The sequence below is a fragment of the Dyella japonica DSM 16301 genome (genome assembly GCF_001010355.1).
Lineage (GTDB): Bacteria > Pseudomonadota > Gammaproteobacteria > Xanthomonadales > Rhodanobacteraceae > Dyella > Dyella japonica.
The window spans coordinates 23904-47134 of the sequence record NZ_JPLA01000030.1 but is presented as its reverse complement, the minus strand read 5'-3'; the positions used below and the strand labels follow the sequence as shown (position 1 = coordinate 47134).

Sequence of the window (23231 nt, the reverse complement as noted above, 5' to 3'; positions counted from 1 at the left end):
TCCTCACGCCAGTGCCTGTTCGACCAGCGTACCCTTGTCCAGATGCAGCGTGTGGTTCGCGTATTCGGCCGCCTTGGGATCGTGCGTGACCATCACGATGGTCTTGCCGTGCTCGCGATTAAGCACACGCAGGAGGCCGAGTACTTCCTCGGCCGACTGGCGATCGAGGTCGCCCGTGGGTTCGTCGCACACCAGCAGCGTGGGATCGGAAACGATGGCGCGGGCAATCGCCACACGCTGTTGCTGACCGCCCGATAGCTCGCTGGGCTTGTGCGACGCACGCTCGTCCAGTCCCACCAGCTGCAGCGCGATCGACGCGTTCTTGCGTCGCTGCGCAGCGGACAGCTTGGTGAGCAGCAAGGGCAGCTCCACGTTGCGCTGCGCCGACAGCATCGGCATCAGGTTGTAGAACTGGAACACGAAGCCCACGTGCGAAGCACGCCACTTGGCGAGTTGGCCGCCGCCGAGCTGATCCAGCCGCTGGCCGGCCACCGTGATGCTGCCGCCGCTGGGCGTATCCAGGCCACCGATCAGGTTGAGCAAGGTGGTCTTGCCGGAACCGGACGGCCCCATGAGCGCCAGGAAATCACCTTCGGCGATGTCGAGGTTGATGTGGTGCAGCACTTCCACTTTCTGCTTGCCGCGCTCGTACACCTTGGATAGGTCGCGGGTTTCGATCAACGTGCTCATGCGTTAGCTCCTGATGCGAATTGTTTGGCACCACACTTGGCGATGCTCCCGATCACGCGTTGACGATGCGGATCACTGCGCGGCTTTCGCCGCTACCTTGACCCGGTCGCCGTCCTTCAATGGCTCCGGCGGCGACACCACCACGGTGTCGCCCACTTGCACACCTGTCGGCAGCAGGCTCTGGTCGCCGATTTTCGAGGCCGCCGCGGATACCGTGCGTTGCTGCACCGTATCGCTGCTGACGACGAACACCACGCCATGGCCGTCGCGCTGCGCGATCGCCGTGGTCGGCACCAGCGCGCCCTGCGGCGCCTGTGCCTGCGGCTGATCCTGCTTCTGTTCCAGGAAGGACACGCGCACGCCCATGTCAGGCACGATGCGTCCGTCTTTTTTCTCCAGCGCCACGCGCACTTTCACCGTGGCCTTGCCGCGATCGGCGGCCGGCACGATGGCGATGACGTGGGCGGGAATCTTCCAGTCCGGATAGGCATCGAGCACGGCCTCGGCCGGCATATGCGGTTCCACGCGGCCGATATAGGCCTCGTTGACGTCCACATCCACTTCCAGCGAATCCATGTCCACCACGGTGCCGATGCCGGTGCGGGTGAAGCCGCCGCCCGCCGAGAACGGCGAGACGATTTCGCCGACCTGCGCATCCTTGGTGGTGATCACGCCGTCGAACGGTGCGCGGATCACGCAATAGTCGAAGTTGACCCGCGCCTCGACCACCTGCGCATCGGCCGAAGCCGCACTGCGCTGCTGCGACATCAGCTGGGCGCGCGTGCTGTCCACCAGGGTGCGCGACTGCTCGGCGGCCTGCTTGGCCACCAGGCCCTTCACGGCCAGCCCTTCGTTGCGCACGGCATCGCGTTCGTTCTGCGCCAGCTGCACCTGGAACTGCGATACCAGTGCATGCGAGGCGGCGGCCGCGGTACGGGCTGCCTCCAGGGCGGCCTTGTACTGCGAGTCATCGAGGCGTGCCACCACCTGGCCCTGCTTCACGTGATCGCCCTCTTCAATCAGCACGTCGGTCAGCGTGCCGGTGATCTGCGCCGACACCGTCGCCTGCCGCCGCGCGGTGACATAACCGGTGGCCTGCAGCACAGCACCGGCCGCCGCATTGGCGACCGGCGACTGCGCCTGGGCGGTCTGCACTTCGATCGCCTGCCGGCCCAGCAGCAACCACGCCACCCCAGCCGCCGCCAGCACGACGAGCAGCACGCCGCCGACGATCCACGGCCAGCGACCGGGTCCCTGGCCATGCTCCTCGCGCAGGTGCTTCTCGATGCGCAGTTCCTTCAATAGATCCGCATTCGCCACACGCTCTCCCTGCCGGTCCGAGCCGGTTCCATGATGCGATACACAATGCTGGAGCGGCCTCGCCGCCTCCAGAGACCCTCATCAGCCAAAGGCGGTGACAGCTGTCACCCTCGCTGACACAGATCTAGGGCCAGAACCGGCCCGGTTGTACTCGCATGCCCGAGTCGAAAAAAGCTGACGTGACAGGGACTGGCAGACCTGGCCCGCGGTGCTACCCTTCCGCCCCATGTCATACGCCATCTCGCCCCCGCCTGTTACCAGCCTGCCGATCATCGGCAGCGACCAACGATTCCCGCTGCGCCGCATCTTCTGCATCGGCCGCAACTACGCCGAGCACGCCCGCGAAATGGGCGCAGCGGTGGACAAGGACACCCCGCTGTTCTTCACCAAGCCGGCCGACGCCGTGGTCACCGACGGTGCCGACGTCATCTACCCGCAAGCGACCAACGACCTCCATCACGAAGTGGAAATGGTGGTGGCATTGGGCGCAGGGGGGCGTGACCTGACCGCACAGCAGGCCGGCGAGCTGATCTGGGGCTACGGCGTGGGCCTGGACCTGACCCGCCGCGACCTGCAGGCCGTGGCCAAGGCCAAGAGCCATCCGTGGGATGTGGCCAAGGGCTTCGACCATTCCGCCCCGGTCTCGGCGCTGCGCCCGGCGAGCCAGGTGAGGCTGGATGCCGATACGGCGCTCACCCTGACGGTGAACGGCCAGGAGCGCCAGCACGGCCGCCTCGGCGACATGGTGCACAGCGTGAACGAGATCATCGCCCTGCTGTCGGCCTTATTCGAACTGAAGGCAGGCGACCTGATCTTCACCGGCACGCCTGCCGGTGTTTCGGCGATGCAACGCGGCGACCGGTTTCATGCGGAACTGGCCGGCGTGGCCACGCTCGAGGGCAAGGTCGTTTGAACTTGCGGACGCGGCTACATGCCGCGTCCACATGGCGCTGCGCTAGAGTGGCGCTGCCATCCAGCCCAGGGAGAGAAGCATGAGCATGTTCAAAGAGTTCAAAGAATTCGCCATGCGCGGCAACGTGATCGACCTCGCGGTCGGTGTGGTCATCGGTGCCGCGTTCGGCAAGATCGTCACCGCGCTGGTGGACCAGATCATCATGCCGCCGATCGGCCTGCTCACCGGCGGCGTCGACTTTTCGCAGATGAAGTGGGTGCTCAAACCCGCCGACAATACCGATCCGGCGCACAAGATTGCCGAAGTGGCTATTGGCTATGGCAACTTCATCAATACCCTGATCCAGTTCCTCATCATTGCGTTCGCGATCTTCCTGGTGGTCAAGGCGATCAACAAGCTGACCCGCCGCGAGGAAGCCGCGCCGGCGCCCCCGGCAGCGGACGTGGTGTTGCTCACTGAGATCCGCGACCTGCTGAAGGCGCAGAACCCGAAGTAAGCGACGAGGAACGTTGCGCGGAAAAGGCGCCCAGGGCGCCTTTTTTGTTTGCTGTTTAAACCCCCGCACCATGACTTCTGGCCTAAGCAGCCACAGGCACGCGGGCCATAATCGAAGTTTCCGCCCAAGGACCGTCCCCACATGCGTCAACTGCCGCTCACCCTGCTCGCTGCCAGCCTGATGTTCGCCATCGGCTCGGCCCATGCCGCCACCCAGACCACGGTTCCCGCCGCAGCCGTAAAGACGGCCGAACAGCTGCGCGACAAGGCGATGAACGACAACACGGCCTACCAGATTGTCGAGTCGCTGACCACAGAAGTGGGCCCGCGTATTGCCGGCAGCCCGGCCGATGAGCGCGGTCGCGAGTGGGCCATCGCCAAGTTCAAGGCGCTGGGCTTCGACAAGGTCTATACCGAGCAGGTCACCTATCCGCTGTGGGAGCGCCGCAGCGAACATGCCGCCATCGTGGCACCGTTCCCGCAGGCGCTGGACCTGATCGCGCTGGGTTATTCGGCCGGTACGCCCAAGGGTGGCCTGACCGCCGAAGTGGTGCGCTTTGACAGCCTCGATGCGCTGAAGAAGGCCGATCCGGCCAGCGTGAAGGGCAAGATCGTCTATGTCGACGCGCACATGCAGCGTCACAAGGATGGCGCGGATTACGCCATCGGCTCGGGCGTGCGCGTCGGCGGTCCGGTGATAGCTGCAAAGATGGGCGCCGCCGGCTTCCTGCTGCGTTCGGCCGGCACCGATGCCAACAGCCGTACGCCGCATACCGGCGTGACGGGCTTTACCGATCCGAAGGAAGCCATCCCCGCCGCAGCGCTCTCCAATCCCGATGCCGACCAGCTCACGCGCATTCTCGGCTACGGCAAGCCGGTGAGCGTGAAGCTAGATCTGGATGTGGGCTTCAACGGCAGCTATACCGGCGCCAACGTGATCGGCGAAGTGACCGGCAAGAAGCATCCTGACCAGGTCATCGCGATCGGCGGCCATCTCGATTCGTGGGATCCGGGCACCGGTGCGATCGACGACGGCGCCGGCGTGGCGATTGCCATGGCGGCCGGCAAGCTGATCCACGATATGCCGCAGCGTCCTGACCGCACCATCCGCGTCATCGCCTTCGCCAACGAAGAGATGGGCCTGTGGGGCGGCCGCGCGTATGCCGACAAGCATGCCAAGGAAGTGTCCAAGTTCCAGCTCGGCACCGAGTCGGATTTCGGCGCGCGCAAAGTCTGGCTGATGACCGCCAGCGTGAAGCCCGAAGCGCGCGGCGCGATCGAGCAGATCGCCAAGGTGCTGGCGCCGATCGGCGTGGACTACGACGCCAAGAAGCCGGGTGGCGGCGGTTCGGACCTGTCGCAGATGCACGGCAAGGGCATGGCCGCGCTGTCGCTGGTGCAGGACGGTACCGACTACTTCGACTACCACCACACGGCCAACGACACGCTCGACAAGATCGATCCGAAGGAGCTGGCGCAGAACGTGGCGGTGTATGCCGCGTTCTCGTACATGGCGGCGCAGGCGGATGGGGATTTTGGTTCGGCGCCCGGTGCGTTTGCGGGTGATGGGGCGGAAGAGTGATCGCTGTTCAGATGTAATCAAAAAGGGCGGCCCATGGCCGCCCTTTTTTGTCCCGCCATCCACTGTGGGAGCGCACCCTGTGCGCGACAACCCTACAAGGCGGAGACGATGACACGCCGCAGTCGCGCACAGGGTGCGCTCCCACAGAGGGTGAGGTGACGCTCAGTGTGCCGTCTCGGCCTCACCCACTCGCCGCTTGCGCGACAGCCGCGCATTCAAGCGATCGAGATACAGATAGATCACCGGCGTCAGGTACAAGGTGAGCACCTGCGACACCAGCAAGCCACCGACCACGGCCAGGCCAAGCGGGCGACGCGTATCCGCACCGGCGCCAAGTCCCAGCGCAATCGGCAAGGTACCGGCGAACGCAGCCATCGTCGTCATCATGATCGGACGGAAACGCACCTGGCAGGCTTCGACAATCGCCAACGCCGGCGCGGTGCCTTCGCTGCGCTGCTTCTCCAGCGCGAAGTCGATCATCATGATGGCGTTCTTCTTCACGATGCCGATCAACATCACGATGCCGACGAAGGAGAACAGGTCCAGCGGCGCGCGGAAAATCATCAACGTCAGCAGCGCGCCCACACCGGCCGACGGCAGGCCGGAGAGAATGGTCAACGGATGGATGAAGCTCTCGTACAGGATGCCGAGCACCAGATAGATCACGAACAGCGCCATCACCAGCAGCAGGCCCATGCCCTGCATCGAATCCTGGAACGCCTGCGCCGTGCCCTGCACACTGCCGGTGATGGTCGGCGGCAGATTCATCTGCTTCATTGCGCCATCGATACTCGCCACGGCTTCGCTCAGGCTCACACCTGGCGCGAGGTTGAACGACACCGTGACCGCCGGAATCTGGCCCTGGTGATTCACCGTCAGCGCCTGCGGCTTGCGCTCGAAGTTCGCCACCGCATTGAGCGGCACCAGCGTGCCGCTGCTGGAGGTGACGTAGATTTGCGACAGCACGTCCGGATCGTTCTGCAGCGCGTAATAGACCTGCAGGATCACCCAATACTGCGATGACGCGCCGTAGATGGTGGAAATCTGATTGGCGCCGAACGCCGAACCCAGCGCCGTCTGCACCTGGTCCATGCTCAGACCCAGGGTGGCCAGCTTGTCGCGATCCACGTTCACCACGACGGACGGACCGTTGAGATCCAGATCGCTGGTGACGTCCTGGAAACCGGGCAGCTTGCTGAAGGCGGTGATCACCTTGCCCGACCAGTCGTACAGCGCCGGCGTATCGATCGACTGCAAGGTGTACTGGTACTGCGCCTTCGACTGACGGCCGCCCACCTGGATCGGCGGCGGGTTCTGGATATAGGCGCGGATGCCCGGCACCTTGGCGAACTTGGCCCGCAGCTCCTGGATGATTTCATTGATGCCCTGCTCACGCTCGCTGGCAGGCTTGAGGGTGAGCGACAAGGAGCCGTTGTTGGTGGTGGTGCGCGCGCCGCCGCTGCCCACCGAGGACATATAGCTCTGGATATTCGGATCGTCGCCCACGATCTTGGCCAGCTGCTGCTGGCGCTGCGCCATGCTGGAAACCGAAGTGTCATCCGGACCTTCGACGTTGACGTTGAGCTGCCCCGAATCGCCGGCCGGAATGAAATCCTTGTCGACCACCACGAACAGCAGCGCGGTGGCCAACAGACTGGCGACGAACAAGCCCATGATGCTGCGCGGATGATGCACGGCCCAGGTCAGCGAACTCACATAGCCGCGACGCACGCGCTCGAACCCCGCATCGAACCACAGCACCACCGTGGCCTTCTTCTCATGCTCGGCATGCTTCAGGAAACGACTGCACAGCATCGGCGTCAGGGTGATCGAGACGAAACCGGAGATCAGGATCGCCACGCTCAGCGTCACTGCGAACTCATGGAACAGCCGGCCGACGATGCCGCCCATGAACATCACCGGCAGGAACACCGCCACCAGCGACAAGGTCATCGAGAAAATAGTGAAGCCGATTTCGCTGGCGCCCTTCAGCGACGCCTCGTACGGATCCATGCCCTCTTCCACGTGGCGCACGATGTTCTCGAGCATCACGATGGCATCGTCCACCACGAAACCCACCACCAGGGTGAGCGCGAGCAGCGAGAGATTGTCCAGGCTGTAGCCCAGCGCAAACATCGCGCCGAACGTGCCTACGATGGACACCGGCAGCGCCAGCGCGGGGATCAGCGTGGCGGATGCATTGCCCAGGAACAGGTAGATCACCAGCACCACCAGCGCGCCGGCCAGCAGCAGGGTGTACTGCACGTCGCTCACCGATTCGCGGATGGACACCGAGCGGTCGTACAGCACGGCCAGCTTGATCGACGGCGGCAGGGTCGCCTCGAAGGTGGGCAGCACCGCGCGAATGCGGTCGATGGTAGCCACGGTGTTGGAACCCGGCTGGCGCTGGATGGCGAGCACGATGGCGCGCTCGCCGTTGTACCAGCTGGCTACCTGGTCGTTCTGCACACTGTCTTCGGCCTTGCCCAGGTCGGACAGGCGCACCGGCGCGCCATTGCGGTAGGCCACGATGATGTTGTTGTACGCATTGGCCCGCTGCAATTGGCCGTCCGAACGGATCTGCAGCAGCTGGCGATTGCCGTTCAAGGAGCCCGTGGCCAGGTTCACGTTGGCGGCGGCAATGGCGTTCTGCACCGTATCGATGCCGATGCCGCTGGCCGCCAGCTTCTGCGGGTCGACGCTCACACGCACCGCGTATTTCTGCGCACCGTACACGCTCACCTGCGCCACGCCGTCGATCATCGACAGGCGCTGCGCCAGCTGGGTCTCCGCGTAATCATCGACGACCGATAGCGGCTGCGTGCGCGAACGCAGCGTGAGGTACAGGATCGGTGCGTCCGCCGGATTCACCTTGCGAAACGTCGGCGGCGTGGGCATGTTGGTGGGCAGCTGGCGCTGCGCGGCGGAAATGGCCGCCTGCACGTCCTGCGCCGCGCCATCGATATTGCGATCGAGTTCGAAGGTGAGCGTGATCGAGGTGGCGCCCAAGGCACTGGTCGAGGTCATCGACTGGATGCCGGCGATCGTCGACAGCTGGTTTTCCAGCGGCGTCGCCACCGCCGTCGCCATCGTTTCCGGCGCGGCGCCCGGAAGACTGGCGCTCACCGTGATGGTGGGAAAGTCGACATTGGGCAGTTCGTTGACCGGCAACTTCGGATACGCGACCACGCCAAATACCAGCAAGGCCACCATCAGCAGGGTGGTCATCACCGGGCGTCGTATGCACAGGGCAGGCAGGTTCATGTGCCGCCTCAGCCCTTGTCAGTCACGACGTGCACGTGGGCACCGTCGACCAGCAGCAGCTGGCCGTCCGTCACCACCGTCTCGCTGCCGTTCAAGCCCTTCTCGATGACGATCTGTCCACCCGTGGTGGGACCGGCCGTGACCATGCGCTGCTGCACCGTGCCATCCGCATTGGCCACAAACACGAAGCTGCCCAATGGCGAGTTCTGCAAGGCCACCACGGGCACGGTCACCACGTTGGTCAGGCGCGTGGTCGGCAGCACCACTTCCACGAACTGACCCGGCGTGAGGCGGTCATCTTCGTTGGTGTAGCGCGCCTTCAGCTGGATGGTGCTGGTGGCGGCGTCCACCGAGTTGTTGATGAAATCCAGCTCCGCATCCATCGGTGCCGACTTGGTGCCGGGGATGTTCACGGCGACCGGCACCTTGCCGCGCGCCATGGTCGCCTTGATGCCATCCAGGCCGGTCTCGGGCACGGAGAAGGTCACGTGGATCGGGCGAATCTGGTTGAGCACGACGATCGAGGTGTCATTGGCAGTGAGCTGCGCGCCGGGATACACCAGCGGCGCGCCGGCAATGCTGTCGAACGGCGCCTGGATCTGGGTGTAGCCCAGCTGCGTGCGCGCCAGTTCCACCGCCGCCTGATCGGCCTTCACCGCGGCGGTATAGATGCTCTGGTTGGCCGTGTAGGTGTCGTAGTCCATCTGCGAGACATAGCCCTTGCCGAGCAGGGGCTGGTAACGCTTGATCACGGTCTTGGCGTTGTCCAGCTGCGCCTGGTCCTTGGCCAGATTGCCCAGCGCCTGATCGAGCTGCGCCTGCAGCAGGCTGGGATCGATGCGGATGATGGTGTCGCCTTGCTTGACCTGTCCGCCGGGCTTGAACAGCAAGGCCTGCAATTGGCCGCTGACGCGCGCCTGCACGTTCACCGTCGAAAAGGCTTCCGCGCGGCCAATCACTTTCAGGGTGAGATCCAGATCGCCGCGATGCGCGCTGGCCACTTTCACCGGCACCGAGGATGGCGTGGCAGGCGTCTTGGCCGCGGCACGCTCGCCGCCGCGGAACATCTGCGCGGCCACGATCGCGGCGACGATGATCGCTGCCAGCACTACGAGTTTCTTGCGGGACGAACCTTGCATGATGTCTCCGACCACCCACCGCTACCAGCGCGCCCGTCATGCGCCGGGACGCCGCCGCATAGGCTGCGCTGCCTGTCCAAAAGGGGATTGCCGCACCGAAGCATGCCCTTGCTTACTTGGGGCATCCCTCACCTCGCCGGTGCGTCGCACCAGGCATTGTGATGCAGCCAGCGTCCGTGACCCGCACGACCGACAGCACTTGGCAAACCGTCCGCCGTCAGGCAGACGACATGTTCATCGCAACATAGTGTGACGGCAGCATGACGCACACCTGCCAAAAGGCCTGGGATGGGATCCTTGGAGCGGCGGATCAGGCCTCGCCGTCGTCGGGACTGATGCCGTTGTCCAGCGCCTGCAGGTTTTCCTTCATGCGGTTGAGCACGCCCAGGGCCTGTTCCAGCTCAGGCACGCTGATACCCTGGGTGGCGTCCTTGCGCACGCCTTTGGCGATCAGCTCCATGTCGGCAATCACGCCGCGCGCCTGGTCGGTGACGTACAGCCGCCAGGCGCGGCGATCCTTTGGATCGGGGCGACGCTCGACGAAGCCGGCGGCCTGCAGGCGATCGATCACCCGGCCCACCGCGATGGGCTCCATCTCCAGCGATTCGGCCAACTCGGTCTGGCGCAGGCCCTCGCGGTGGTAGAGCATCTTGGTGGCCCGCCACTGGGCGCGGGTCAACCCGAATTTCACGGCGCGCCTGTCGAAGTGCTTGCGGAACAGCAAGGTGACATCGTTGAGCAAATAGCCAAACGAAATGTCTTCTGCCTTAGTCATGGCGATGGGTGATTCCCTGCGGGACAGTGTCGTAGCCCAAGCATACGTCGCAACTATTTACGAAGCCAATGCCCATGAACATAGACATCATTGTCGGCGACATTACCGCACTGGACGTGGATGCCATCGTCAACGCCGCCAACAGCACCCTGCTGGGCGGCGGCGGCGTGGATGGCGCCATCCACCGGGCGGCGGGTCCGAGGCTGATGGAGGCCTGCCTGGCCATACCCGAGCTCAGTCCCGGCGTGCGCTGCCCTACTGGCGAAGCCCGCATCACCGCCGGTTTCGACCTCAAGGCTCGTTACATCATTCATACCGTCGGCCCGATCTGGCTGGGTGGCCAGAGCGGTGAACCTGAACAACTGGCCAGTTGCTATCGGCAAAGCCTGGCCCTGGCGACCGAATACGACCTGGCTTCGATCGCCTTTCCCGCGATCAGCTGCGGCGTCTACGGCTATCCGCCGCATCGGGCCGCCCGGGTGGCCGTGCGCACCCTGCTGGATGCGCCGGAGGGAGGTCCGTCGGTCGTACGGGTCTGCTGCTTCAGCGAGGACATGGCCGCCACCTGGCGCGAGGCGCTCAGCGGCGCACGTTGAATGGATAGAGCGGCGGCAGCGGCGAGACGTTCGACGCCTGCTCCAGGGGCTGCCATGCAAATCCAGGTTTGAACGCAGCGGCGAGACGTTCGCCCAGCCCGCTTTCGTCCGCGCCAGCGTAGCGCTTGCGCTGCAAGGCATCGATGGTTTCGCGCTGAGGGCCCGCCGACAAAGCCTGGCCGAGTTCACCGAGGTTGCGTAGCGTCGGCCTCTCCGCCTGGGCCCAGGCCAGCAAGGCGCCGGCCTGCTCCGCCGCATCCTTGCCGCGTGCGGCGGTGAGGAAGGCTGCGCGCAGCTGTGATGCCGTGCCCTTCGCCTCCACTGGCGACGCCGCTTGCGCAGGCTTGCCGCGCCGGGCGCGCCAGATCAGCCACGCCAGCACCGTCAGCAGCCACAGGCCGAGGCTGGCGAGCGCGACGTTGCGCCACCATGCGTGCTGGACGACGACAGGAGCCTGCGTGGGCGCGGCGTCGACAGGCGCCGCGTTGACCTGCGGTGCTGGTGCTGCCGGCGTCGCCGGCGCGCCGGCGGCAGCCAGCACGTTGAAGGTCTGCGCCGGGATGCGCGCCGTTTCGGCGTGGTTCTCGACCACGTTCCACCAGGTCAGCGTGGTTTCCGGAATGCTGAGCGTGCCCGCGCGATTGGGCACCACGGCGAAGCTCTGCTGACGACGCCCCACCAGCCACTGGCCTTCCACGCGCGTGCCATTCACCGGCTTGTCCGGATACACGGTGGCGCCATCGAGCGCCGGCAGGCTCAGCGCCGGCAGTGCTTCGTACGGCAGCCCGACGGCTTGCACGTTCATCACCAGGTTCAGCGGTTCGCCCACGTGCAGATCGCCATGCGACGGGCCACCGTCCAGGGTGAGATTGAGCGAACGCGCCGGCAGCCATGCCGACTGCGCCGCCTGCGTGGGCGCAGGTCGTACATCGATATCCACCGCTGGCGACGCGGCGGTGATCGGCGTGCCGTTGCCGAAGAAGGCATCCGGGTTGGCCATGTTGACCGACTCGCCCTGGAACGCCACCGCCGGAATCTGCAGATGCCCTTCGCGCTGCGGCGTGGCCGCATAGCGGCGCTCGATCACGTTGTAGCGGCGACCGCCCCGCTCCGCCTGGTAATTGATTTCATCACCGAGACGACGGAAGTCGATGCCCGCCACCTGCGGGTCTTCCAATGCGCCACTGGTCAGGTCGGTGGCGAAGAACAGTCGCACCGTATAGACCATCTGCTGGCCGACATAGGCACTGGCGGGATCGACGGTCGCCTCGACAAAGACATCCTTGCGACCGGCCGCCGCCGCGCTGGTATCGGGCTGCACCACTTCCAGTTCCACCGGTGCGGTGGTTCCGCCAGCGAACGACAGCGACGGGATGCGCAGGGTGCCCACATGCAGCGGGCGCAACGCGACGCCAACCGTGACCTGCGCGGTGCGCTGGCCGTTGATGATGCTGAGGCTGGTGTTGCTCGACGAGCCGAGCACGGCGAAGTCCTGCGACAACACGCTGAGGTCCGGCGTGGCCGCCATGGCGCCGCCACTGGCACGCAGGTTCAGCGTGACCGTCTCGCCCAGTTCCACGCGATGACGGTCCAGCGTTGCCTGCACGTCGGCGGCGAACGAGGCCAGCGGCCACAGGCACGCGAGGCAACACAGCAGGATGTGGAGATAGCGGGCCTTCACGGCGAGTCACCTTCTGACGGCGCCGCGCCCCCATGGCGCTGCCGGTATTCAAGTTCGAACTTGCGCCGCAGCAGCGCACCGGGATCATCGGGCACGCGTTGCAGCGCCTGTCGCACATCGGCGGGCAGCCTGGCTTGGGCGTCGTCCTTCTCGACGGCACCGAGTTCGTGCGCGCCATCGCGCGCCTTCTCGTTGGCCTGCTGCTTGCCCAGCGCCTGGTCCATCTGCTTTTGCAGCGCCTGTTGCGCCTGCGCCTGACGGGCGCGCTCCTGGGCTTGCTGCTCGGGGGTCTGTGGCGGGCTCGCGCCGTCCTGGTCGGGCGACTTGTCCATCGTCTGGTTGCGTCCCTGCGCGCTCTGATCGTGGCTCTGTCCCTCCGAACCACCATGCGCATCCGGCGATGACTTGCCCTGCCCCTGGTCCTGCTTACTCTCGTCGCGCTGCTGACCGGACTGGCCCTGTGCATTGTCGGGCGGCGTGGTCGAGGGACCCGAGCCTGCCTTGCCCTTGTTGTCCTTTGCGCCGTTGTCGTTCTGCGGATTTTTCGGCTGACGTCGCATCCAGTCTTCCACCGCCTTGCGATTGGCCAGCGCGTCGGCGTTGTTCGGATCCGCCTTGAGCGCACGGTCGTAGGCATCCAGCGCGCCCTGATAATCACCCTGTTTGGCCAGCGCATTGCCCAGGTTGTACTGCGCGTCGGTGCCCGGCAGCGGGCGCAGCTCATGGGCCGCTGCGGCGTAATCCGCGGCGCGATAGGCCGCTGCGCCGCGCAAGGCCGGATCGCGCGCCAACTGCTCGGCACGTCTGGCATCGCCCTGCTGCAGAGCGGTGGCGGCCTGCTGATCGGGGCGGCGCCACAAATCGCTCCAGGTGCTCGCCTGCGCAGCGCCCGGCACAGCGGGCAACAAGGCGAGCGCGAGCAGCATCAGCCAACCACGGCGAAATGACGTGGCCGCCAGCGGCAGCAACAACAGCAGCAACCAGGGTCCGCGATCCTGCCATTCGTCGCCATGCAGATCCGCGGCGAGCGTTGCCGGTCCGCCCGCACGCAGCTCGCTGTCCAGTGCGCGTATATCGCGATCGTCATCGGTCATCGGCACGTATTGCCCGCCGCCGCTGGCGGCGAGTGCGCGCAAGGCATCGTCGTTGCGACGCGCGAGCATCACCCCGCCTTGCGCGTCGCGCTGGAAGCTGTTGTCCGACAGCGGCACCGGGCCACCTTGCCAGGTACCGATGCCGAGCACGGACACGCGCACGCCATCGGCCAGCGCCTTGCGCGCTGCCGCCTGCGCGGCGGCATCGGCATCGTCGGTCACCAGCACCAGCGAACCGCCACCGGCCTTGGCATCGTGCATCAAGCCGACGCCACGCTCGATGGCCTGGGCCGCATCATCACCATCGACGGGCATGGTATCGGGCGAGAGTGCCGCCAGCAGATCGTTGAGCGCCGAACCATCGGAGGTCAGCGGCGCCACCACGAAGGCCTCGCCGGCGTACGCGATCAGCGCATTGAGTCCATCGTGATTGCTGGCCAGTAGGTCGCGCACCTTGTAGCGCGCGCGATCGAGCCGGCTCGGCGCCACGTCGCGCGCCAGCATGCGCGGCGACATCGATACGGCCACGACCTGGGCGGCGCGTTTCGCATACAAGGGTTGCGCCACGCGGCTCCAGGTGGGCCCCGCCATGGCCAAGGTGACGAGCGTCCAGCCGCAGGCCAGCAGCCACGGCGTGGCACGCCGGCGCACCGGATTTCCCTTCAACAGGAACGGCAGCAACTCGGCATCGACCAGTCGCGACAATTGTTCGCGGGCACCATGTCGCCCTGCCGCGAACGCGATCAACAGAGGCAGCGCGCACAAGGCGAGCAGCCACCACGGCCGCAGGAAATGAAACTGCTGCAACGCCTCGCTCATGCAAACGCCTCCCGGCGGCGCACATGCGGTGCGAAGGCGAGCAGCCAGGCGAGCACGGCGACGCCGAGCGGCCAGCGGAACAACTCGTGGCGCGGACGCAGCGATGGACCTTGTTGCGGCATCGGCTCCAGGGCGTCGATGGCGCGATAGGCATCGGCCAGCTGGCTGGCGTCGGTGGCGCGGAAATAACGGCCACCGGTTTGCGTCGCCATGGTGCGCAGCATGCCTTCGTCCAGGTCCGCCGACGGATTGACCGTATGCGTGCCGAACAGATCCGGGATGCTCATTTGGGTCGCGCCGATGCCAATGGTGTAGATGCGCACGCCCGCCGCCTTGGCGGCATGCGCGGCATCGAGCGGCGCGATATTGCCGGCGTTGTTGACGCCGTCGGTCAGCAGCACCACCACGCGCGCCTGTTCGGGTAGGCCCGCCAGCCGTTTGACCGCCACGCCGATGGCGTCGCCAATGGCCGTCTCCGTACCCGCCAGGCCGACGGCTGCGCCTTGCAGCTGGGCGCGCACGGCCTGCAGGTCATAGGTCAGCGGCGTCACCAAAAACGCGCGGCTGCCGAACAGGATCAGACCCATTTCGTCACCGCTGCGACGCGCAATGAAATCACCGGCAATCGCCTCCACCGCGCCAAAGCGGCTGACTGGCTGGCCGCTCAGTTGCATGTCGTCGGTGCGCATGCTTCCGGACAGATCGACCGCCAGCATCAGGGCACGTCCGCTGCGTTGCTGCGCCTGCGGCGGACCGACCCATTGCGGGCGTGCCGCCGCGGCCAGCAAGGCCAGCCACGCGAGCACCAGCAGCCAGGTACGCCAGCCACCGCGTCCCTGTCGCTCGGGCGTATCCAGGTGCACACCCGGATGCGGGATATGCAAAGCCTGCCCCGGCGAGGCTGGACGCAACCACCAGCGCAACAACCACGGCAACGGCGCCAGCACGATCACCCACGGCCAGACGAACTCGCTCATGACAGCAGCCTGCCCGCCTTGCGGCCACTTGCACCCTGCGCAGACGACGGGACGCGCTGGCGCCACGCCAGCTGCAACCAGCGGCGCGTGGCGATGGCGGCGGCGTCAGGATCCAGCGACGTGGTCGGGCGATACATGGCTGTTTCCAATCCGTGCAGGTGCTCGAGCGCCACGGCATCGACAGGCATCCTGGCCAGGGTCTGCCGCCAGGCTTCGCCACGCTGCAGCGTGGCGGTCGGATCGATGCGCAGCGCGCCGCGCCGCAGCAGCTGGTGCAATCCCGTGGCGAGCGCCTGCGGCTGTTCGCGCCACAGCGACAGCACCCGGTCGACCTCGGCCAGGACGCGGCGTTCGTCGGCAGCACGGCGACGCTGCCGACGCCACCACCAGATCGTCACTCCCACGGCCAGCAGGACCAACACCATCAGGCCCCACCATCCTGGCGCCAACGGCCACCACGAGGGCGCCGGCGGCAGATGGATATCGCGCAGCAGGGGGCCGTTGGCTTGTGCGGCAGCCGGCACGCTCATCGACGTACTCCGGGCGCCAGCAGCGACATCACCGCGTCCAACGGATCGGCCGCGGTATCGATGGTGCTATGCGGCAGGCCGAGCGACTGCGCCATGCCGTTCAACCGGCTCTGCCCCGCACCGAGCGCCTGCTGGAACTCGCGGCGCTGCCGCTCGCCAAACAAGGCCACGTCGCGGCGGATGCCATCGTGTTCCATGGGATAGCGCCCTGCGGGCGGCAAGCCCAACTCCAAGGCGTCCGCCACCACCAGCACGCGTATGCCTGCCTTGTGCGAGAGCTTGAGCAGGTGGCCATGCGCGCCTTCGTCGCAGCTCAGGCCGTCGCTGATCAACAACACGCGGTTGGCGCCATGCATCAGCCGCCCCGCACGCAGCAGCACATCGGACAGCGGCTCCCCCGGTATCGGCGCATAGCTGGCATCCCAGTCCGCCAGCGCTCCGCAGACCGCGAGCGCGCCACGCGTGCCCGACTGTGGCCGCAGCATGCGATGACCATTGCCGAACGACATCAACCCTACCCGCTCACCCGCGCGCACCGCGTACCAGGCCGCCAGCGCGGCAGCACGCGCCGCCTGCACGGACTTCAGGCGCACGCGCGTACCAAAGCGCATGCTCTCGTGGGCGTCGAGCAGGATGAGCAGGCGACCCTCGCGCTCCTCCTGGAACAACTTGGTGTGCAGGCGACCACTGCGTGCAGTCAGCCGCCAATCCATGCGTCGCACATCGTCGCCCGGCTGGTAGACGCGCGATTCGGCATAGTCCATGCCGCGGCCGTATAGACGGCTGGACTGCTGGCCCGAACGCATGGCGCGACTTTCCAGCCGCGGCAGCGCGGCCTTGGCCACTCGGGCGCGCAGAGCCACCAGTTCGGCAAGGCGGACGCGCGTACGGCCATCGCCGTCCGCGGTGATGGGAGCTACGGCACTCACGGCAGCGGCACAAGATCCAGCACGCGGCGTATCACCTGATCGCTGCGTATGCCTTCGGCTTCCGCTTCGTAGCTGAGCAGGACGCGATGGCGCAGCACTTCGTGGACGATGGCGTGCACGTCTTCAGGCAGCACGTAATCGCGGCCCGCCAGCCACGCGTGGGCGCGGGCGCAGCGATCCAGCGCAATCGTCCCTCGCGGGCTGGCGCCCCAGGCGATCCAGCGCTTGAGCTCGGCGCCGTAGGCGCCCGGTTCGCGCGTGGCCAATACCAGTTGCGTGATGTATTCCTCCAGCGCCGGCGCCATATGCACGTCGAGCACGGCATCGCGGGCATTGAAGACATCGGTCTGGGTCAAGCTGGGCGGCGCCACCGGCGCCGGGTGCAGGCTCCGGCGCGCCTGCTCGCGGGCGAGCTGCAGGATGGCCAGCTCGGCGGCCGCGTCGGGATAGCCGATGGTCACGTGCATCACGAAGCGGTCGAGCTGTGCCTCGGGCAGTGCAAAGGTGCCTTCCTGCTCGATCGGGTTCTGCGTCGCCATCACCATGAACAGCTCGGGCAGGCGCCACGTGCTGCGACCCACGGTGATCTGGCGCTCCGCCATCGCTTCGAGCAGGGCCGACTGCACCTTGGCCGGTGCGCGATTGATTTCGTCGGCCAACACGATGTTGTGGAACAGCGGGCCGCGCTCGAATTCGAAACTGCCCGCTTGCGGGCGAAACACGTCGGTGCCGGTGAGATCGGCCGGCAGCAGGTCGGGGGTGAACTGCACGCGATGGAAATCGGCCTCGATGCAGCCCGCCAGCGCCTTGACCACGGTGGTCTTGGCCAGGCCTGGCGCGCCTTCGACCAGCAGGTGCCCATCGGCGAGCAAGGCCACCAGCAGGCAATCGATCAGGTGCGGCTGGCCAATGACGCTGCGTTGCAGCTCATCGCGTACGCGCAGAAAGGCCTGTTGCAGGCTGGATGAGGTGGGGGCCTCGGGCATGTCCATCGGGGAATCCATCAAGGTTGAACGTAACCACAGACCTTAACTGGCGCCGGAAGTTTACTCCCCATGACTTCCGACCCCCATTGACCAGAGCGGGAGCGCCAAAAACAAAGGGCGGCCGAGGCCGCCCTTTGTCGACTTTCCAATGAAACCGCGCTTATTGCAGGCTTTCGCTCAGGATGCGCGGGGTCACGAAGATCAGCAGCTCCGCCTTGTCGCTTTCGCGCGAGGTATTGCGGAACAGCACGCCCAGACCCGGGATGTCGCCCAGACCAGGCACCTTGGTGGCGTTGTTCTGCTTGGTGATCTCGTAGATGCCACCCAGCACCACCGTCTGACCATTGTCGACCAGCACCGAGGTGTTGATCTCACGCGTGTCGATCTGCGGCACCTGGCCACTGCCCGGCACGGTGATGAAGTCCGCCAGCGCGTCCTTCTTCACGTTGATCATCAGGTAGACGCGGTTATCGGAGGTGATGGTCGGCGTGACCTTCAGTTCGAGCACGGCGTCCTTGAACTGGACCGTCGCCGTGCCGCTACCCGCTGCGCCAGTGGCGCTGTTCTGGTAGGTCACGTAACCGATTTCCTGACCCTGGCGGATCACCGCTTCCTGCTGGTTGGCGGTGATGACGCGCGGGCTGGAGATCACTTCGCCGCGGCCTTCCGTCTGCGCCGCCGAGAGCTCCAGATCCAGGGCGTAGTTCTTCCCGAGGATGCCCAGGGCGAAGCTGCCGGCCTGCGTGCTGGTCGGGAGGTTGACGTTGATGCCACCGGCCGTACCGTCACCATTGGACTGACCACCGGTCGACAACGTCTGGCCGCTCGGGTTCACCTTCTTGCCCTGGATGCCGAACTTGGCGCCGAGTTCGCGGGTGAAGTTGTCGGTGGCGATGACGATGCGCGACTCGATCAACACCTGCTGCACCGGCTTATCCAGTACGGCGATCAGGGCACGCAGCTCGCGAATCTTCTGCGGGTTGTCGTTGATCAGCAGGGTGTTCGTACGATCGTCGAACGAGACGCTGCCGCGAGCGGACAAGAACCCGTGCGTGGTATTGGCGGAGTTGCCGCCACCACCTTGGCTCTGCTGGCTGCCCGTGGTCAGCAGCTTGGCAATGTCCTTGGCCTTGCCATAGCTGATCGGCACATAGTCGGTGATCAGCTCGGCGTTGTCCTCGGCCTTCATGCGGGCATCGGCAATGCTCTGCTCGTACTTGGCCAGCTCATCCTGCGGCGCGATCCAGATCACGTTGCCGTTGCGGCGCTTGTCCAGGCTCTTGGCGCGCAGCACCACATCCAGTGCCTGGTCCCACGGCACATTGACCAGGCGCAGCGTGACGCTGCCACCCACCGTGTCCGAAGCCACCAGGTTGAGGCCGGAGATATCAGCCAGCAGCTGCAGCGCCGAGCGCACCGGAATGTCCTGGAAGTTGAAGGTCACGCGGTTGCCCGTGTAGACCGGCTCCTGGCCCTTGGCCAGTGCGGCGTCGGCCTTGGGATCCTTCTTCTTGGGCGCCACTTCGACCACGTACTGGTTGCCGCTCTGGTAGGCCGAGGTATCGACCACACCCTTCGTGCTGATCTCCATGTGCGCACCGCCACCACTGGACTTGGTGACGATCGACTGCACCGGCGTGGCGAAATCGAGAACGTCCAGGCGCTGGGCCAAGTTGGGCGGCAGGTTGGCGTGGCTGATGTCCACGATCACCTTGTCGCCCTGGTGCTTCATGTCGGCACTGGCGCCGGCGGCGCTGAAGTCGATCAGGATGCGGCCTTCGCCATTGGGACCGCGGCGGAAGTCGATGTTGGACACCGCCGGACCGCTGGCCATCGACGGCAGCGCCTTGGACGGATCGATAGTCGATGCCGTGGTGGTGGTCTGCGAGTCGGTGCCGTTGTTCACCGTGAGCACGAGGCTGTTGCCCTCGACGCGGGAACGATAGGTGGAGTCGCGCACGAGCTCGACCACCACGCGGGTGCGGCCACCGGCGGAAACCGCCGAGACGCCGGTGGTCGAACCCTTGCCGATATCGAGATGGCGTGCCGCCGCGTTATCGGTGTCAGGGAAATCGACCGCGATGCGCGGTGGATTGCCGGTGGTGAAGATCTTCGGTTCCGGCACCGGACCCTGGGCGAAGTTCAGATGCAGCTCGACACGGCCGCCTGGCAGCGTGTCGTAGCTGATGTCCTTCAGGGTGCTGGTGGCTGCAGCCGCTGCGTTCGACCAGGCAGTGCCCAGCGTCAGCAGGCCCACAACCACATAACGGCTAGCCTGGCGCATGACACGGCCCCGAACGGTTTTGATTTGGTTGGTCATTGCATCAGCCCCTGTTTCTTATTTCTCGCTGAGCGCGATGCTGGCGGAACGTTCCATCCAGCCACCGTTGCCATTGGATACCAGTTCCACCAGGTCGATATGGTCATCGGCTACCGCGGTGACCCGACCATAGTTCTGGCCCATGTATTCGTTGCGATGGACACGGTGGATCACGCCACCGGGGTCCTTCACGAGCACTTCCGTTGCAGCACCACTGCCCACGGTGCCGACCATCTTCAAGCTGTCCAGCGCGAACATTTCCAGCGGTTCCTTGGCGCGGTTTTCGTCCGGCCGTGGTCCCGTGTTGACGCTGCTCTGGAGTTCGGCCGTGCTCGGGCTGAACGGATCACGCTTGTCCTGGTCGTTGTACTGGAAGGTCTCGAACGTCTTGATGACGGGCAGCGGCGGGATCGGCGCGCCCTTCTTCTGCTTTTCCTGGGCAACCCACTGGTGGAGGTCGTCCTGCCCGCTACAACCGGCGAGGGTCAGGACGGCGCACATCACCAGCACGGCTTTGCCCATGGAGGCAGGCTTGATGGCAGCGAACTTGCTCATTTCTGCCCCCCTGTCTTCGCGGCCGGCTTGCCGTGCGTGGACTTGGCGTTGGCCGCCTTGGCCGACGCGCTCTCGTCTTCGTCCAGATAGCGATAAGTCTTCACGGTGCCCTGCAATACCAGCAATCCGTTGGCGGCAGCGCCACCCTTGGGATCCTTGTTCTTAGGCGTGAGCGACACGTCGTGCATGGTCAGGATCACCACGCGAGGCAGTGAAGCCACGCCGCTGATGAAGGTACCGAACTGGTGGTAGGTGCCCACCATGCGCAACTGGATCGGCTTCTCCGCGTAGAAGTCTTTCGGCGACTCCGGACCGGGCTGGAACAGCTCGGTTTCCAGGCCTGCCGACAGCGCCGTCTGCGACACGTCGATCAGCAATTCGGGCATCTCGGTCTTGCTGGGCAGCTGGCGCAGCAACTGGCGCAGCATGTCCTGCATCTCGTCCAGCTGCTGCTGGAGAGCCTCGAGGTTGACCGCCTTGGCCTGCTTGTCGGAGAACTCTTTCTTGAGCTGGTCTTCCTTGAGAACGGCAGACTGCAGCTGATCCTGCTGGTCGCTGACGAAGAAGTACCAACCGCCGAGCACGATCAGGGCAAGCAGCAGACCGGTGAAGAACACCTTGATCGACTTGGGCCAGCCACCGATGTTGTTGCGGTCCAGGCTCTGCAGATCATTGAGGAACTTCATTACTTGGCTCCTCCATTGGCTGCAGGCGTGGCGGCTGCGGGGGCGGCGGCCGGCGTGGCCGGTGCTGCCACCGTCGCGGCCTTGGCAGGCTGCACGTCATGGGCTGCGGCCGGCTGAGCGGTGGAACTGGCTGAGGCCGGTGCGTGGCCGTCGCTGGCACCATCGCCGTTGTCGTCGCTCTTGGGCCGGCTCAATGCCACATCCAATCCAAATGCGTAGGGCAGACGGCTGTCGCCATGCGTGTTCTCGGTCTTGCGCAGATCGGCATGGCCCATCCACTGCGAGGACTCAATGTTGCGCATGTACTCGGCCACGCTGGCGTTCGACTGCGCCACACCGTCCAGCGTCATCGAATCGCCGGTCTGCTTGAGGCCGTTGAGGCGGGCGCTGGCCGGGATGGTCTTCACCAGTTCGTCGAACAGATGGACCATCTGCGAACGGTTGGCCTGCAGCTGCTCGATGATCTGCTTGCGGGCGAGCAGGCTCTCGCGGACTTTTTCAAGGTCCTTGATCTTGGTGATGCGCTCGTCGAGCTGCTTGATCTCGCCCTGCAGATAGGTATTGCGGTCGTTCTGGCTGCTGATGCGACCGTCCATCCAGCCGTACCACACCAGCACGGCGAGCACGCCTGCCACGGCAGCCGCGCCCAGCTGCATGAAGAACTCGCGCTCGCGCTGCTTGCGGCGCTCGGTGCGCCACGGAAGTAGGTTGATGTGTGCCATCAGTCAAAGCTCCTCAGCGCGAGGCCGACCGCGATCATCAAAGCGGGGGCGTCCTGTGCCAGCGACTGGGCCTGCACGCGAGGCGACAGCGACATGCGCGCCAGCGGGTTGGCCACCACGCAAGGCACGCCCAGCTGATCTTCGAGCATCGGACCGATGCCTTCGATGGATGCGCAACCGCCAGCCAGCACGACCTGATCGACCTTGCTGTATTCGCTGCCGGCGAAGAAGAACTGCAGCAGGCGGCTGATCTGCTGCACCAGCGATTCCTTGAACGGCTCCAGCGCCTCGCTCTCGTAGGAGTCGGGCAGACCGCCCTTGCGCTTGGCGCGACCGGCTTCCTCATAGGAGAGGCCGTAGCGGCGCATGATTTCGTCGGTAAGCTGCTTGCCGCCGAACACCTGCTCACGCGAGTAGATGGTGCGCTGGTTGCGCAGCACCGACAGCGTGGTCATGGTGGCGCCGATGTCGACCACGGCGACCAGCGCGTCGCGACCGACGTTCAACTGGTCGGCCACCATCGCAAACGCGTTTTCCATGGCGAACGCTTCGACGTCGATCACCTTGGCGGACAAGCCGCCCAGATCGAGCGCGGCCACGCGCATGTCCACGTTCTCGGTACGCGACGCGGCCAGCAGGATGTTGTTCATCTCGGGGTTGTCGCGCACCGGACCGAGGATCTCGTAGTCCAGGCTGACTTCCTCGATCGGATACGGGATGTACTGGTTGGCCTCGACCTGGATCTGGCCTTCCAAGTCATCCTCGGACAATTCGCTCGGCATCGGGATCACGCGCGTGATGACGGCCGAACCTGCCACCGCCGCGGACGCATGCTTGAGCTTGGAACCCGAGCGCGCCAGCGCGCGCCGAATCGCCTCGCCCACCGCCTCGACCTCGACAATATTCTTTTCAACTACAGCATTGGGGGGCAGTGGCTCGACCGCGTAATGTTCCACGCGATAGCGACCGCCGGCCTGGCTGAGTTGCAGCAACTTGACGGCCGTCGAACTGATGTCGACGCCGACAAGTGGCGGCTTCTTGGGTGTAAAGAGCCCCACGATGTTCCCCCTTGCCCCTGTGCGTCCAGACTCAGATTGGTCTGATGCGCATCGGCATTTAATCCAAAAATTAACGTATTGGCAACGGCCTACGAGCTTT

General features: G+C 65.5%; 20 protein-coding genes. 4 read left to right on the top strand and 16 right to left on the bottom strand.

Translation table 11 applies throughout. The features are described 5' to 3' along the window. Positions 1 to 3: 3 nt before the first annotated feature. Together Y882_RS12015 and Y882_RS12010 are read right to left on the bottom strand one after the other, a co-directional pair. Positions 4 to 690, bottom strand: a complete 687-nt coding sequence (locus Y882_RS12015; protein WP_046972167.1) for an ABC transporter ATP-binding protein — start codon at positions 688 to 690, stop codon at positions 4 to 6. 72 nt (positions 691 to 762) lie between these two features. After that, the gene (locus Y882_RS12010) at positions 763 to 2010 is read right to left on the bottom strand and encodes an efflux RND transporter periplasmic adaptor subunit (protein ID WP_046972166.1); all 1248 of its coding nucleotides are present in this window, start codon (positions 2008 to 2010) and stop codon (positions 763 to 765) included. Between the two features lie 226 nt (positions 2011 to 2236). Here Y882_RS12010 and Y882_RS12005 point away from each other — a divergent pair, with 226 nt between their 5' ends. The 3 genes from Y882_RS12005 to Y882_RS11995 all read left to right on the top strand — a co-directional run bounded on the left by Y882_RS12005 (position 2237) and on the right by Y882_RS11995 (position 5000). Further along, entirely contained in the window at positions 2237 to 2923 is a 687-nt protein-coding gene (locus tag Y882_RS12005; protein WP_046972165.1) for a fumarylacetoacetate hydrolase family protein, read from the top strand. Between the two features lie 79 nt (positions 2924 to 3002). Then, entirely contained in the window at positions 3003 to 3419 is a 417-nt protein-coding gene (gene mscL, locus Y882_RS12000; RefSeq protein ID WP_046972164.1) for a large-conductance mechanosensitive channel protein MscL, read from the top strand. A gap of 141 nt (positions 3420 to 3560) precedes the next feature. Further along, positions 3561 to 5000, top strand: coding sequence for a M20/M25/M40 family metallo-hydrolase (locus tag Y882_RS11995; protein WP_046972163.1), 1440 nt, complete (start codon positions 3561 to 3563; stop codon positions 4998 to 5000). Between the two features lie 162 nt (positions 5001 to 5162). On the opposite strand, the gene Y882_RS11990 is transcribed toward Y882_RS11995, so the two are convergent. The 3 genes from Y882_RS11990 to Y882_RS11980 all read right to left on the bottom strand — a co-directional run bounded on the left by Y882_RS11990 (position 5163) and on the right by Y882_RS11980 (position 10178). Further along, on the bottom strand, positions 5163 to 8264 hold the full coding sequence (locus Y882_RS11990; RefSeq protein ID WP_046972162.1) for an efflux RND transporter permease subunit: 3102 nt from the start codon (positions 8262 to 8264) through the stop codon (positions 5163 to 5165). A gap of 8 nt (positions 8265 to 8272) precedes the next feature. Further along, positions 8273 to 9403, bottom strand: a complete 1131-nt coding sequence (locus tag Y882_RS11985) for an efflux RND transporter periplasmic adaptor subunit (protein ID WP_046972161.1) — start codon at positions 9401 to 9403, stop codon at positions 8273 to 8275. A 310-nt stretch (positions 9404 to 9713) separates the two neighbouring features. Continuing rightward, on the bottom strand, positions 9714 to 10178 hold the full coding sequence (locus Y882_RS11980; protein WP_046972160.1) for a MarR family winged helix-turn-helix transcriptional regulator: 465 nt from the start codon (positions 10176 to 10178) through the stop codon (positions 9714 to 9716). A gap of 74 nt (positions 10179 to 10252) precedes the next feature. On the opposite strand from Y882_RS11980, the gene Y882_RS11975 reads away from it, so the two are divergent. Then, positions 10253 to 10774, top strand: a complete 522-nt coding sequence (locus Y882_RS11975) for an O-acetyl-ADP-ribose deacetylase (protein WP_046972159.1) — start codon at positions 10253 to 10255, stop codon at positions 10772 to 10774. Here Y882_RS11975 and Y882_RS11970 read toward each other — a convergent pair. From Y882_RS11970 to Y882_RS11920, 11 genes are all read right to left on the bottom strand, one after another. Further along, positions 10758 to 12455 (bottom strand): BatD family protein, encoded by a 1698-nt coding sequence (locus tag Y882_RS11970; RefSeq protein ID WP_046972158.1) that lies wholly within the window; start codon positions 12453 to 12455, stop codon positions 10758 to 10760. The genes Y882_RS11975 and Y882_RS11970 overlap by 17 nt on opposite strands. Then, complete coding sequence (locus Y882_RS11965) at positions 12452 to 14368, bottom strand: tetratricopeptide repeat protein (RefSeq protein ID WP_046972157.1); 1917 nt, start codon at positions 14366 to 14368, stop codon at positions 12452 to 12454. The genes Y882_RS11970 and Y882_RS11965 overlap by 4 nt, the downstream gene beginning before the upstream one ends. Next, positions 14365 to 15345 (bottom strand): VWA domain-containing protein, encoded by a 981-nt coding sequence (locus Y882_RS11960; RefSeq protein WP_046972156.1) that lies wholly within the window; start codon positions 15343 to 15345, stop codon positions 14365 to 14367. The genes Y882_RS11965 and Y882_RS11960 overlap by 4 nt, the downstream gene beginning before the upstream one ends. Then, complete coding sequence (locus tag Y882_RS11955; RefSeq protein ID WP_046972155.1) at positions 15342 to 15875, bottom strand: DUF4381 domain-containing protein; 534 nt, start codon at positions 15873 to 15875, stop codon at positions 15342 to 15344. The genes Y882_RS11960 and Y882_RS11955 overlap by 4 nt, the downstream gene beginning before the upstream one ends. Then, positions 15872 to 16804, bottom strand: a complete 933-nt coding sequence (locus tag Y882_RS11950) for a DUF58 domain-containing protein (protein ID WP_046972154.1) — start codon at positions 16802 to 16804, stop codon at positions 15872 to 15874. Before Y882_RS11950 ends, Y882_RS11955 begins: the two co-directional genes overlap by 4 nt. Next, a complete protein-coding gene (locus tag Y882_RS11945; protein ID WP_046972153.1) occupies positions 16801 to 17796 on the bottom strand; it encodes an AAA family ATPase in 996 nt (331 codons plus the stop codon). The genes Y882_RS11950 and Y882_RS11945 overlap by 4 nt, the downstream gene beginning before the upstream one ends. A 154-nt stretch (positions 17797 to 17950) precedes the next feature. Continuing rightward, on the bottom strand, positions 17951 to 20074 hold the full coding sequence (locus Y882_RS11940) for a type IV pilus secretin PilQ (RefSeq protein ID WP_046972152.1): 2124 nt from the start codon (positions 20072 to 20074) through the stop codon (positions 17951 to 17953). Positions 20075 to 20128: 54 nt separating this feature from the next. Then, on the bottom strand, positions 20129 to 20665 hold the full coding sequence (locus Y882_RS11935; RefSeq protein ID WP_046972151.1) for a pilus assembly protein PilP: 537 nt from the start codon (positions 20663 to 20665) through the stop codon (positions 20129 to 20131). Then, positions 20662 to 21351: a type IV pilus inner membrane component PilO gene (locus tag Y882_RS11930; protein WP_046972150.1), complete on the bottom strand. Its 690-nt coding sequence runs from the start codon at positions 21349 to 21351 to the stop codon at positions 20662 to 20664. Before Y882_RS11930 ends, Y882_RS11935 begins: the two co-directional genes overlap by 4 nt. Beyond that, positions 21351 to 22073, bottom strand: coding sequence for a PilN domain-containing protein (locus Y882_RS11925; protein ID WP_046972149.1), 723 nt, complete (start codon positions 22071 to 22073; stop codon positions 21351 to 21353). The genes Y882_RS11930 and Y882_RS11925 overlap by 1 nt, the downstream gene beginning before the upstream one ends. Continuing rightward, positions 22073 to 23131 carry a pilus assembly protein PilM gene (locus tag Y882_RS11920; RefSeq protein ID WP_046972148.1) on the bottom strand — a complete coding sequence of 353 codons (1059 nt, stop codon included), beginning with the start codon at positions 23129 to 23131 and terminating at the stop codon, positions 22073 to 22075. The genes Y882_RS11925 and Y882_RS11920 overlap by 1 nt, the downstream gene beginning before the upstream one ends. Positions 23132 to 23231: the final 100 nt, after the last annotated feature.